Below are 11,764 nucleotides of genomic sequence, written 5' to 3' on the forward strand. Positions count from 1 at the left end.
AGAAATGCGATCGCATTTCTTAAGTAATACAATATTTGTTAAAAATTCTGTAAAATTATGATGATTTTTCAGTGAAATTACTGTGATAACTTTTTATTAATATGTTATCTGCTGTATTATCCTGATGTCATACTACGGTTAGAAAAGTAATTTTTATGATAAATCTGCAAAAATTTTCAGTCTCTATAGTAGGAGCAGCTTTAATTGGCTTGGGCACAGGGCAAATAGCGCAAGCAGTACTATTAGTTGAATCAGAGTCAGCCGTGGTAAATCTTGATGCCAAAGAAGTTTTATTTACTATAGATTTTAATAGAGTGCCGGACTTTTTCGCACTTGATCAATTTGGGGGACAAGCCGACTCTTTTCAATACTTTATTGATCCAAGCGGAGAATTACCTATTTTTAGACCCCCCTCTGCCTATAGTAACCTTTCTTCGATTATTCGCGGAGAAGAAATTCACGTTTCAGGTGACGTTCGGATACGTGATGTTTTCTCTGTTGGCCCATCGGAACCAAATTCAGGAGGTTGGGGTAAGATTCGGGGTTCAGTACCATACAGCCTCGATGGCACTGTGTTGAAATTTTCAGCACCTCTGCAATTTATTGGTGATTCAGACGGTTTGTTTAGCTATCGGTTAGAGTTGTACGAGTTTGGCAGATGGAATGGTCTTACAAACGAAAATAAATCTACTATTGCCAGTGTTCCCGAACCTAATTTTGCATTGGGTGCATTAACTTTTGGAGCCTTAAGTGTGGGTTTACGACAAAAACGTAAATATAAATCAGCCCGCAGTTTGGTAAATTAATGCCCTTGGTTTAAGGCTTAATCCCTCGTAACCTATTAAAATTTACATTAATCCAATAAATTTAGAAGAAACAGCCACGAAAATTGTAGATTTTATCACTAAATGCGAACAGAATTCTAACTATTGGAATGAAATTTCGCAGCGAGGAATTGACCGAGTATACAGCACATACACTTGGAAAATTCATACTACGAAGCTGTTATCCCTAGCAAGGATTTATGGCTTCTGGAACTTTACCTCGAAGGAGAATCGGGAAGATTTACTACGTTATATCGAGGCTTTGTTTTATTTAATTTATAAGCCAAAAGCGTAACAGCTATTAGAACAGCACAAGTACCGATAATTAGTCATTTGTTATTTCTTATTAGGTACTTCCAGAAAATAAACTATCCAATTTATTCAGATTATATTTTTCTTACTCCCCCTACCCCCTGCTTACACAGCGATTGGTTATTTTTTTATTTGGAAATCCCTTAGCTAAGGACAAATCATTAAATTGTCAACGCCCGCCAAGTTCTTTGACCAACTACTCCATCGGTTCCTAAATTCTGCTGGTTTTGAAAGGCTTTGACAGCAGTCTCTGTCAGTGCGCCATAAATCCCATCCACTTTTACGGCATAACCGTTACCCACTAACAACCGTTGCAAAACTCTCACCGTAACACCAGAGCTACCGAAATAAAGAGTCGGCATCGGTTGGCTACTAAACTTCTGGAAGCGTCCTGTAGCCTTTGTGCGGACTTGACTGACAAACTGAGATTTCTTAGACTCACCTAAGTTAGAAGAAGCTAGGAAGTGATTCTTTTTGCTGATTTTCTTAAGTATGCGTTCTTTCTCTACTGCGATCGCTGAGGGAGAAGCCTGGGAAATCCCATTTGTATGCATGAATTCAGGTGGTGTAACTTGAGCAATTATCTCTAACTCACTCTGTTTTGACTGGTTTACGTCATTTTCCATCTGAACTATTTGCTGCTGTGGCAAATTGGCCCCAAATGCTTGTCTTATTGTTAACACGCCCGTCATCATCAGGCCAATTTCAGTCATTGTATTTCATTTTACTTCAACCAATATTTCTTTTAACTAACAACATTGCTACTATCCGGGATAATACATACTAGACTAAATAGAAAAGTCATGTACTAGTTTTTCAGATAATATTGTCATTCTCATATCTTCTCACCTCCAATTCCATCTAATCAGACTAATATCATTAGCTTTGTGCTTTTTATCTCTAATCAAGCCATCAACTTGTAAGATATGGTATCTAAATCAACGGTTTAGACAATAACATACTATACAATCATTTCAGGATTATCTGAATTCGATGAATGCGTTGCTTAATATGAGCAGCGATCTAGATACGAGTGTCAAACTAAACATAAAGTCTATAGAAAAGCCGCAAACTCAAACTATGACTCAGCAACCAACAGATTTAGACAATAAAGCTGTATTTGAGCAGTTGTGGGGAATTACAAAGGAACTGCACCACAAACTAGAGGCTCGTTTTCAATTACATCCAGACCCTTCTGTAGAAGATTTACAGAAATACAGCAGTCTTGATGGCAATGTGAAGGGTTCGCTCACCGCTTTTTCAGGGAAAGAAATTGACTGGCTAGTGCATTCGTGGCTAGGAAACCCGGAAAAATCAAACTTTAGTACCATGCGTCTTACCACTTGGTTGAAATCGCATATCCAGGTTCCTCATTTGGCTTTTGAGTTTGGCACACTTCCGAATATTTTCTTTTATATAGATTACATTCCCCGAACTGAGCTTTTAACCGATTTGGCATATCTCGATCGCTACTATGAACCAGTTAACCAAACATTTTTGAAGTTGCAGGAAGATTCGCGCCTAAAGGCATTTACTAGCAAAAGCACCTATATTCGCCTATTTCAATCGCCTGTTAGCTTGTGTTACACCAGCGCACCTACCTTGGATACCCTGGAATTAACTCGCACAGTTGCACATGAAACCCTTGATCGCTGGCTCACCTGGGTAGATGCAGCTGAACCTGTGCCAGAAGATGCACGGGAAGCTTTAGCATCTCGTGATTTGGAACTGCGCCGGATCAGTGCTGAACGCGATCCAGGTAATAAATTTGCCGCACAGATGTTTGGATCGGAATTGACAGATAAACTTGTCCGATCGCTCTGGGGTGGCGATCGCTAAATTGGTCATTTGTCCAAAGTCCAATTGCAAATGCCCAATGACTAATAACTAATGACCAATGACCAATGACAATTAATCCAGAATCCTACCGCGCCTTAGCACTGCAAGTTACCTGTCATGCAGTCAATCAAACAAGCGATGCCTACAGCGGGCTACGCCTACGCCAAGAAGCGCGATCGCTTATGCAAAACTCCATCAACCGCATAGCTCAACAAATTGCTGCCAGTATCGCTTTCATTGGCTTTGATTGTCGTTTAATTGTACTACCAGAATATTTTCTTACTGGTTTCCCAATGGGAGATTCTCTCTCAGGATGGGCAGAAAAAGCTTGTATAGAAATGGCTGGTGCTGAGTATGAGGCACTTGGTAAAATTGCCCAAAAGCATAAAATATTTTTAGCTGGGAACGCCTACGAAGTCGATCCCAACTTTCCTGGATTGTACTTCCAAACCTGCTTTATTCTTGACCCTTCCGGCTCAATCGTCTTGCGATATCGGCGGCTGAATTCTTTATTTGCTCCCACCCCCCATGATGTTTGGGATAAATATCTCGACTGCTATGGTTTAGAAGGAGTTTTCCCTGTAGCCAAAACTGCGATCGGTAATTTAGCAGCTTTAGCATCAGAAGAAATTTTGTATCCAGAAGTGGCGCGGTGTTTAGCGATGCGAGGCGCAGAAATTTTTGTCCATTCCACTTCGGAAGTATACAACAAGAGCCTCACCCCCAAAGACGCTGCAAAAATCACTCGCGCTGTTGAAAATATGGCTTATGTAGTTTCAGCCAATACCGCAGGTATTGCTAATATTGCTATCCCCATAGCTTCTGCTGATGGTGGCTCTAAAATCATCGACCATCGCGGAATCGTTTTAGCCGAAACAGGTGCAGGCGAGAGCATGGCAGCATTTGCAGAGATTGATTTAGGAGCATTACGCCGCGATCGCCGCCGACCGGGTTTACATAATTTACTTGCCCGCCAACGCTTTGAATTATATGCCGAAAGTTATCACCAATCACACTTTTACCCCCCTAATACTATGCTGGAGGGAGAAATAGACCGCAAACACTTCCTCCAAACCCAGCAAGCCACCATTGAGCGGTTAGCCAAATTGGGGATAATTTGAATTTGGGAATTGAGAATTGGGGGACAAAGAAATAACCCAATGACAAATGACACATGACTAATGACTAATGACTAATGACAAAACCAATAGAAGTCCGCAATCCCCGAACAGGCAAATTTGACTATGTAATTATCCCGCCATCCCCAAAGTTGCTGGCACAGCAATGTAAGCGTACTCGCCGAGCGCAAATTAGCTGGCAAAAACTGGGTTTAGAGGGGAGAATAGAAGCTTTACAGCAGTGGAAGGAAGCGATATTATCTGGGCGCGATCGCTTAACTGAAGCCTTGGTAAATGATACGGGAAGATTGTCAATCTCAGTATTAGAAATAGACTCCTTCCTCTCTAGCATTGATCGCTGGTGTAAATTAGCACTGGAATTGCTGCAAGACTCTGCAAAAAATACAGCAATTCCATTTATCGCCTTGCAACAAACATCTGTCCCTTATCCCCTGGTTGGGATAATTAGCCCGTGGAATTTTCCACTGTTGCTGTCAACCATTGATACTATTCCAGCATTGCTGGCGGGTTGTGCCGTTATTGTCAAACCGAGTGAAATTGCTCCTCGTTTTGTCGCACCACTGACAACAACACTTAACGCCGTTCCCAAATTGCGCGATGTCTTAACTTTTGTTGAAGGAGCAGGCGCAATCGGCTCTATTTTGATTGACAATGTAGACTTAGTGTGCTTTACAGGTAGTGTAGCCACAGGACGAAAAGTGGCAGAAGCGGCTGCGAAACGGTTTATTCCGGCTTTTTTGGAATTAGGAGGAAAAGATCCTGCTATCGTTTTAGAATCAGCCAATTTAGAATTAGCAACCTCAGCAATCTTGTGGGGTTCTGTGGTCAACACCGGACAGTCGTGCTTATCAATTGAGCGGATTTACGTTGCTGAATCCATATTTGAAAAGTTTTACCATCAATTAGTAGCCAAAGCCCATCGCCTCCAGCTAGCCTACCCCACCGTTGAAAGTGGAGAAATTGGCCCCATCATCGCCCAAAGACAAGCAGCAATTATTAGCGATCATCTCCTAGATGCAGTGCAAAAGGGAGCAGTAATTCACTGCGGCGGTGTAATTGAAGACTTAGGTGGGGGTTGGTGGTGTCGTCCAACAGTTCTCACCCAGGTTAATCATTCCATGAAAGTCATGACCGAAGAGACTTTCGGCCCCATTATGCCAATAATGCCTTTTTCCACAGTTGAAGAAGCGGTATCTTTGGCAAACGATTCAATTTATGGATTGAGTGCTGCTGTCTTTGCCTCAGAAACTGAAGCCTTAGAAATTGCCCAGCAGATAGATGCAGGTGCTATTAGTATCAACGATGCAGCACTCACTGCCATCATGCACGAGGGAGAAAAAAACGCCTTCAAATTTTCCGGTATGGGAGGATCGCGCATGGGTGCAGCAGCACTAAAACGGTTCATGCGAAAAAAAGCTATTTTAATTAAAACTAACGCGAGTAATGACCCTTGGTGGTTTGATAATGAATCATAAATACTGTCAACAAACAAGGGATAAGTTTTTAGAATTAGCTCTTTCAAGGTGGATAACAATTTTAGATAATAAATTCTTCTTTAATCTCTTATCCCTGTGTTCTCTGCGCCTAATAAAGTTAAATTAATTACTTTTAAACCGCAGAGGCACAGAGGAGGACATTTGCGTGGTGAGGCTAGCGCCTTCGCAGAGAAGGGATTTCCCCATGAGCGACTGCCGAAAGGGTTTCCCTACTTGAGCAAAGTGTCCGTAGCGCTGAGAAAAAATAAGAGATTTTACTATTCACCTTGAAAGGGGAGCAACGCGAAAAAGTGAGATCCTCGTGAAAAGAGCTCTTGAGGCAGGGGGAGCAGGGGGAGTGAAGAGAAAACTTTAGTATTTTTTACGACCTTTATAGCTATAAATACACTTGTTTCTTTCTCTCCCCCTGCCTCCCCTGCTCCCCCTGCTCCCCCTGCATCCCCTGCCTCCCCTGCATCCCCTGCTCCCCCTTGAAAGGGCTATTTTTTAGGATTGCTATATCTACACACTCGTCGAAGCTTTTTTACCCAAAGCTTCTGCTTTCATTTTTGCATTTACTTTGGAATATTTACTTAGAACAGGAGCGATTTCATCTATTTTTTCGGAAGATGGTGTTGAAATGGATAGATTAGAGCTAATTTCTTCTAGCTGAGGCTTCTCCTCTACTTTTCCTTCCCATGAGTAGTTGCAGATTTTACTGTGAAGTAGTGTACCTACTGTCACATTAATTGCAAAGGCAAAGGAATCTACAAAGATTATATCTATAGCTTGATTAATCATGAGTTCCTCTTGAGCTTTATTAAGCTTCAAGTAATAGTTGATGTTGACTACACAAGGGATAATGTCTTTTCCAGAAAGGAAATATATTTTGTAGCCGTAGTACTTAGTAAGTTGATGTCAAATTTAGATTATGCAAAAAGATAGTATCTCTAATTGAATGATTTAAGACGAATCCCCAGTGAGCTAAGACTTGTCATCTCGGATTTGAAACCCATATTTTCTTTGCAGAAGTCAGGCTATTTGAGCGATCCAGTTAGCTAGACAATTGAATTTATGCTCGATAGTCTTTTCGTTGTCATTCAATCGGTACAAGCGATCGCATTTACTCTACCAGGATCTACCCCTTTGAGTCGTTCCTGGGTGTCAACGGAAAGCCCGTGATTAAGTACCAAGTTCGGGAGGTGAAGCAAACGCAGGCGATCATCGCCTCTGGCGTGCGGGACGCGATCGCAAAAATGGAGAAACCACAGTCCAACGATTAGCCGGCGATACCAAACGAATTAAACGCAACCGCAGCCGTGACACCTTTAAAAAAATTTTATCAATTCAATATGATTTGGAGGGCAAACAAGGGATAAATAAGGATAGTTTGATTTGTGGTGACGATTTTCTTAGTTTATGACCTATTGCCTTAGAATTGCTGACCTACCTACAAATGAGCGTCCGCGTGAGCGATTAATGACGCATGGTGCCAAAATTTTAGCCACAGCCGAATTAATCGCAATTCTTCTAGGCACTGGTCAAGGACCGGGGAAACTATCTGCTGTGGGTTTAGGACAATTTATTTTGAGCGAATTAGGCAAACATCAACGCGATCCTTTGGCAGTTTTGCGAGAAGTTAGCCCCACACAGTTGATGCAAATTTCTGGTGTTGGGCCGGCGAAGGCGACAAGTATTTTAGCAGCAATTGAATTGGGTAAACGTGCTTTTCAATCTCGGCCCAATGATGGTACGTTAATTGATAGCCCACTTGCTGCTGCTGCTACCCTCAGTCAAGATTTGATGTGGCAGACACAAGAACGTTTTGCAGTGGTGCTATTGGATGTTAAGAATCGCTTACTCGGTACACAAATAATCACCATTGGCACAGCAACCGAAACCCTAGCTTCTCCTCGTGATATTTTTCGGGAAGTTATTCGTCAAGGCGCAACGCGGGTAATAGTTGCCCACAATCACCCTTCTGGGAACCTTGAACCTAGCCAGGAAGATATAGAATTAACGTGCCAGCTGTTAGCAGGAGCGCAGCTTTTAGGGATTCCAGTACTAGATCATCTGATTTTGGGTAATGGCAATCATCAGAGTTTAAGAGAGCTAACAACGTTGTGGGATGAACATCCGCAAGGGGATTAAAATAATTCGTAATGACGCTCGTTCCAACGCTCCTACGTCGCTAACGTCGCTAACGCTGCGCTACCGCTTCTCTACGAGACGCTGCGCGAACCCTAACGTAATTCGTAATTAAAGATTTTCTTTAATTACCCTCACTAAAGTTAAATCGGAAAGGATTTCCGATTTTAGGTTTTGCTCATTGGGGTTCTTTTTAAGTGTTACAAGTGTATGTGGCTAAGTTTAACAAGGGAATCTTGCTTCAAGTCTTGTTAATTGAGATGGTATAGCACAAGCCTTGGTGGTTAGTACATCAACAGATGATGAAACTTAGACACAAAAAGACTTTTCACCCAGTCCCCAGTCCCCAGTCCCTTGCTATAGCTGGATGTACGCCATCCTGTATTAGCGATCGCCTCAATTCTGGGTTGGCTGGTATGGTTGTCTAGCTACGGTAGCAGAGTGTTGGCTCGCTCGAGACCAACATTGTTAGATTTGGAAATTGCGATAGGGCCTGGTGTTATTAGTGGCTACGCCAAAATTGAGATGAAAATTTCTGGTAGTTTAGCAAGAACTGTAATGTCTGACGACAAGCCTCTCCACTTTAGGTTTTGAGGGGTGAACGTCTTTTAAGTCGGGGATGAAGGCTAATTGTAGGCTCAAGCCTACTCTTAAATTCACTAATCACGCTGTTGCTCTAAACCACACGCTGAATTTGCTAATTTGACATGAATAAGGAGAGAATCTATTAGTCAAGTTAAAATAACTTTCCAAAACGTAATAGTGGACGTTACAGAATTAGTCAAAGTTTCAATTATTCTTTTGATCGTTGCTACAGGTGTAGCTCTGCTGTCGCGACAGTTGCGAATCCCTTATGTTGTGGGTTTAGTATTAGCAGGTTTGCCCATCACTGAGCTATTATCTCGTCCAATTGGTTTAAATCCAACTCTTGTTTTAAATCTTTTCCTGCCAATTCTCCTGTTTGAAGCTGGAATCAATACAGATGTCAGTCGCCTACGCAGTACCTTTAAACCAATTGCCCTTCTAGCTGGGCCAGGGGCTGTGCTTTCCAGTGGTATTATTGCTGTCCTGTTGAAATTTGGATTGGGACTAAGTTGGATACCTGCCTTATTTGTAGGAGTAATCCTGGCAAACACTGATACAGTTTCTATGATTGCTGTCTTCAAGGAGATACCAGTACCCTCTAGGCTTTCCACCATCGTTGAAGGTGAAACCCTATTTAACGATGCTGCTGCCCTAGTTATGTTCAATCTAGTTTTGCAAGTATATTCGACAGGTTCACTCACGTTACTACAAGGAATCGAACAACCGCTATTTATCTCTCTAGGAGGCTGCCTCGTAGGGTTAGTCTTAGGCTACTTGAGCATACCTGTATTCGCCCGTTTGGACGATCCCCTTAGCAGTTTATTGCTGACGGTAGCAGTTGCATTAGGCACTTTTCAGATTGGAGATTTTCTAGATGTATCAGGTGCTGTGGCCGTAGTTGTAGCTGGATTAATTTTCGGGAATTTTGGTCTTTCTCGCAATACTTCTGCTTCTAGTCGCATTACCTTGTTGAGTTTCTGGGAATATGCCAGTTTTACTGTCAACACCTTTATTTTTCTATTGATTGGTGTAGAAATAGACTTGGTAACGCTCTGGAGGACTTTACCAGCAATTCTACTTGCAGTTTTGGCCTATCAAGTCGGGCGAGTTCTTACAGTCTATCCGTTGCTAGCAGGGATTCGTTGGATTGACCGCCCAATTCCTCTCCGCTGGCAACATTTACTGTTTTTAGGTAATATCAAAGGCTCACTCTCAATGGCTCTGGCATTGAGCTTACCCACTACATTACCAGGGCGAGAAGTCCTCATAGCTATAGTTTTCGGTAGTGTGCTGGTGTCGTTAGTGGGACAAAGTTTAAGTTTACCTTGGGTAGTAAAACGTTTAAAATTATCTAAAGTTTCAGAAATTCAACAACAGGTTGAAGAATTGCAAGCTCAGTTGATGACAGGTAAAGCAGCACAAGATGAATTAGATAGCTTGTTGAAATCAGGGGTGTTGCCGAAGGCCGTTTATGAAGAGATGCGTTCAGCTTATCAGGTACGAATTGCAGGTGCAGAAAAGATACTACGAGAACTTTATAATCGTCGTCGTGATGATGCGGACGGCAAAACTGGCAAGAGTGCTAAACTTGATGCCATTCGCCGCCGTTTACTCTTGGCAGAAAAAGGAGCGCTCAATGAGGCGATGCGGAAGCGAATTCTCTCAGAAGAAATTGTGCGTGTACGGATACAAACTATTGATGAACAATTGCTGAAACTAGAAGATGATTAAGTCGTTATTGAGTATGGGGTATGGTGCATAAAAAGAGATGTTTTTATTCCCTGGCTTCCCCATTCGAATGTGGAGGTTTGGCGAGAACTTATTGCAAATATGTCTCGAAAATTTTCATGTTCGTTTCGGTGATAATTACAATTCTCCCTATAGGAAAATACACTTTTTTAAGATTTATCTTTTAAAGGCGATCGCTTATTTGTAATCACCCTACCAGGACTGATAAAAGAAATTCCTTGCTGAAAGTCAGTACCAATCATCACTGCTTCCACTATAGGTTCTGATATATTTGTTTGAGCTACCCACTCGACAATAAAGTTTGCGCCTAAACCTCCACTGGTATCATTTCTATTTATAAAAAAATCTGTAGAAGCTAGGGCATCAAGTTGAATAGGGCGCTCCAAATATTGTTTAACTAATTTCCCCTCTGAGTTATAGTAGCGCACAGCAGTAATAACAATCGGATTAGTCAAATCTGTATTCCGAATACTGAGCGTAACTGCTAACTCGAAAATCTCCTGGCGATTATGATGATAGATATGTGAATAGACGGGTACATAAATAGTTTGACCGCTAGCTATCTTAAAATTCTTATCCAGCGTTACTATTTTTTGAACTGGGGTAGCTTGAGTAGCATCGGGTTGTGACTTGGATGGAATATTGGCTGATTGACAAGATGCCAGAAAAATAACAGCGATCGCTAAATAAATATGTAGATACAGCTTCATCAAAACTATTTACACTCATTTTTCATCAGTGTGTAGCTAACCCCACCTAATAAAGAATTTAGGTAGGGACTGCGCTCAACATCTTTGTTGAATAAAATCAATTACTTGATGTAAACATCCTGGTTTAGTTACAATCAGTACAGTTGAATGAGGTTCCAGTACTGTACTGCCGTTAGGAATCATCAGATTTTCGTGGGGATGGGCTTGGTAGCCAATAATTAGCGAACCACTGGGGAATCGTGAATCTTGAGCGATTTCGGCAACGCTACGACCAGCAACATAGCAATTGTTTGGGATGGAAAGTTTTAGTACCTCAATTTGCCCTTGTTCAAAATGCATCATTGATTCCACTTGGGGATACTCAATGGCATTCACCATTGTTGAAACCGCTAGTTCAACAGTACTGATAATGTGGTTGGCTCCAGCTATCCGCAGTGGTTCGGCAAAATCAGGGTGACGCATTCGACTTAAAAGGTGTGGAACACCATAATGTCTAGCAAGAGTTACCATTGCTAAGTTTAAGGCATCACTTCTCAGAACAGCTGCCAAGGAGCCGGTTTTTCGAATCCCAGCTTCTAACAATACTTCTGTACTCACGGCACTGCCTTCAAAAGCCATTACTCCTACTTGTTCGCGGGCATAGCGACAAGCGATAGGGTCAATATCAATTACGGCAACAGTATGTCCTAGTTCTACTAGCTTTTGCGCCAAACTCAAGCCTACTAAGCCTGCTCCACCAATTAGTACGTACATAGCTCTTCTTTGTGCTCTCTTCGACTTCCTATTCCGCTTTATAACTTAGCAAAGGAATGTAATGCTATTTATTAAATTTAGCTGCGTAGCAGCTAAATACTTGCTTATTTCGGAAAGTGAGAGAAGAGGGATAACTAAATAGAAGAAAGTGTGAAAGTCAAAAGAAAGAATGAAAAAATAAAAGCCTTCTCATTTGGAATTTGAGGAGGCTTTTAGTTAGTAAAAATATA

The 11,764-nt window shown here is 41.8% G+C and carries 12 protein-coding genes and 1 pseudogene; 9 read left to right on the top strand and 4 right to left on the bottom strand.

Features of this window, described 5'->3' with window-relative positions:
• Positions 1-155: 155 nt before the first annotated feature.
• Together V7K42_RS20210 and V7K42_RS20215 are read left to right on the top strand one after the other, a co-directional pair.
• Positions 156-806: a hypothetical protein gene (locus V7K42_RS20210; RefSeq protein ID WP_334919152.1), complete on the top strand. Its 651-nt coding sequence runs from the start codon at positions 156-158 to the stop codon at positions 804-806.
• A 43-nt stretch (positions 807-849) separates the two neighbouring features.
• A pseudogene (locus V7K42_RS20215) lies at positions 850-1,119 on the top strand (sucrose synthase); the annotation flags it as partial.
• A gap of 178 nt (positions 1,120-1,297) precedes the next feature.
• Here the strand turns inward: V7K42_RS20215 and V7K42_RS20220 are convergent.
• Positions 1,298-1,849, bottom strand: a complete 552-nt coding sequence (locus V7K42_RS20220) for a peptidoglycan-binding domain-containing protein (protein WP_334919153.1) — start codon at positions 1,847-1,849, stop codon at positions 1,298-1,300.
• Between the two features lie 367 nt (positions 1,850-2,216).
• Here V7K42_RS20220 and V7K42_RS20225 point away from each other — a divergent pair, with 367 nt between their 5' ends.
• From V7K42_RS20225 to V7K42_RS20235, 3 genes are all read left to right on the top strand, one after another.
• Positions 2,217-2,975 carry a red chlorophyll catabolite reductase gene (locus V7K42_RS20225; RefSeq protein ID WP_334919154.1) on the top strand — a complete coding sequence of 253 codons (759 nt, stop codon included), beginning with the start codon at positions 2,217-2,219 and terminating at the stop codon, positions 2,973-2,975.
• A gap of 65 nt (positions 2,976-3,040) precedes the next feature.
• On the top strand, positions 3,041-4,096 hold the full coding sequence (locus V7K42_RS20230) for a nitrilase-related carbon-nitrogen hydrolase (RefSeq protein WP_334919155.1): 1,056 nt from the start codon (positions 3,041-3,043) through the stop codon (positions 4,094-4,096).
• 74 nt (positions 4,097-4,170) lie between these two features.
• Positions 4,171-5,589: an aldehyde dehydrogenase family protein gene (locus V7K42_RS20235; RefSeq protein WP_334919156.1), complete on the top strand. Its 1,419-nt coding sequence runs from the start codon at positions 4,171-4,173 to the stop codon at positions 5,587-5,589.
• A 522-nt stretch (positions 5,590-6,111) separates the two neighbouring features.
• Here the strand turns inward: V7K42_RS20235 and V7K42_RS20240 are convergent.
• Positions 6,112-6,390, bottom strand: a complete 279-nt coding sequence (locus tag V7K42_RS20240; RefSeq protein ID WP_104900922.1) for a hypothetical protein — start codon at positions 6,388-6,390, stop codon at positions 6,112-6,114.
• 618 nt (positions 6,391-7,008) lie between these two features.
• Between V7K42_RS20240 and radC the strand changes: the two genes are divergently transcribed.
• From radC to V7K42_RS20260, 4 genes are all read left to right on the top strand, one after another.
• Positions 7,009-7,740 carry a RadC family protein gene (radC, locus tag V7K42_RS20245; protein ID WP_334919157.1) on the top strand — a complete coding sequence of 244 codons (732 nt, stop codon included), beginning with the start codon at positions 7,009-7,011 and terminating at the stop codon, positions 7,738-7,740.
• Between the two features lie 296 nt (positions 7,741-8,036).
• On the top strand, positions 8,037-8,165 hold the full coding sequence (locus tag V7K42_RS20250; RefSeq protein WP_334919158.1) for a hypothetical protein: 129 nt from the start codon (positions 8,037-8,039) through the stop codon (positions 8,163-8,165).
• Positions 8,166-8,178: 13 nt separating this feature from the next.
• Positions 8,179-8,331, top strand: coding sequence for a hypothetical protein (locus V7K42_RS20255; protein ID WP_334919159.1), 153 nt, complete (start codon positions 8,179-8,181; stop codon positions 8,329-8,331).
• Between the two features lie 168 nt (positions 8,332-8,499).
• The gene (locus tag V7K42_RS20260; RefSeq protein ID WP_334919160.1) at positions 8,500-10,053 is read left to right on the top strand and encodes a cation:proton antiporter; all 1,554 of its coding nucleotides are present in this window, start codon (positions 8,500-8,502) and stop codon (positions 10,051-10,053) included.
• Positions 10,054-10,220: 167 nt separating this feature from the next.
• Here V7K42_RS20260 and V7K42_RS20265 read toward each other — a convergent pair whose 3' ends face one another.
• Both V7K42_RS20265 and V7K42_RS20270 read right to left on the bottom strand, forming a co-directional pair.
• A complete protein-coding gene (locus V7K42_RS20265) occupies positions 10,221-10,781 on the bottom strand; it encodes a DUF3124 domain-containing protein (protein ID WP_334919161.1) in 561 nt (186 codons plus the stop codon).
• Positions 10,782-10,856: 75 nt separating this feature from the next.
• On the bottom strand, positions 10,857-11,534 hold the full coding sequence (locus tag V7K42_RS20270) for a potassium channel family protein (RefSeq protein ID WP_334919162.1): 678 nt from the start codon (positions 11,532-11,534) through the stop codon (positions 10,857-10,859).
• Between the last annotated feature and the right edge of the window lie 230 nt (positions 11,535-11,764).

Origin of the sequence: Nostoc sp. (assembly GCF_036917455.1) — a bacterium.
In the GTDB taxonomy this organism is placed as follows: Bacteria; Cyanobacteriota; Cyanobacteriia; order Cyanobacteriales; family Nostocaceae; genus Nostoc.

What these genes read in the sequence shown, in the direction of transcription:
- V7K42_RS20225 (WP_334919154.1), top strand. Translation starts at nt 2,217, where the DNA reads ATGACTCAGCAACCAACAGATTTAGACAATAAAGCTGTATTTGAGCAG.
- V7K42_RS20210 (WP_334919152.1), top strand. Translation starts at nt 156, where the DNA reads ATGATAAATCTGCAAAAATTTTCAGTCTCTATAGTAGGAGCAGCTTTA.
- V7K42_RS20235 (WP_334919156.1), top strand. Translation starts at nt 4,171, where the DNA reads ATGACAAAACCAATAGAAGTCCGCAATCCCCGAACAGGCAAATTTGAC.
- V7K42_RS20220 (WP_334919153.1), bottom strand. Translation starts at nt 1,849, where the DNA reads ATGACTGAAATTGGCCTGATGATGACGGGCGTGTTAACAATAAGACAA.
- V7K42_RS20250 (WP_334919158.1), top strand. Translation starts at nt 8,037, where the DNA reads ATGATGAAACTTAGACACAAAAAGACTTTTCACCCAGTCCCCAGTCCC.
- V7K42_RS20270 (WP_334919162.1), bottom strand. Translation starts at nt 11,534, where the DNA reads ATGTACGTACTAATTGGTGGAGCAGGCTTAGTAGGCTTGAGTTTGGCG.
- V7K42_RS20265 (WP_334919161.1), bottom strand. Translation starts at nt 10,781, where the DNA reads ATGAAGCTGTATCTACATATTTATTTAGCGATCGCTGTTATTTTTCTG.
- V7K42_RS20240 (WP_104900922.1), bottom strand. Translation starts at nt 6,390, where the DNA reads ATGATTAATCAAGCTATAGATATAATCTTTGTAGATTCCTTTGCCTTT.
- V7K42_RS20230 (WP_334919155.1), top strand. Translation starts at nt 3,041, where the DNA reads ATGACAATTAATCCAGAATCCTACCGCGCCTTAGCACTGCAAGTTACC.
- radC (WP_334919157.1), top strand. Translation starts at nt 7,009, where the DNA reads ATGACCTATTGCCTTAGAATTGCTGACCTACCTACAAATGAGCGTCCG.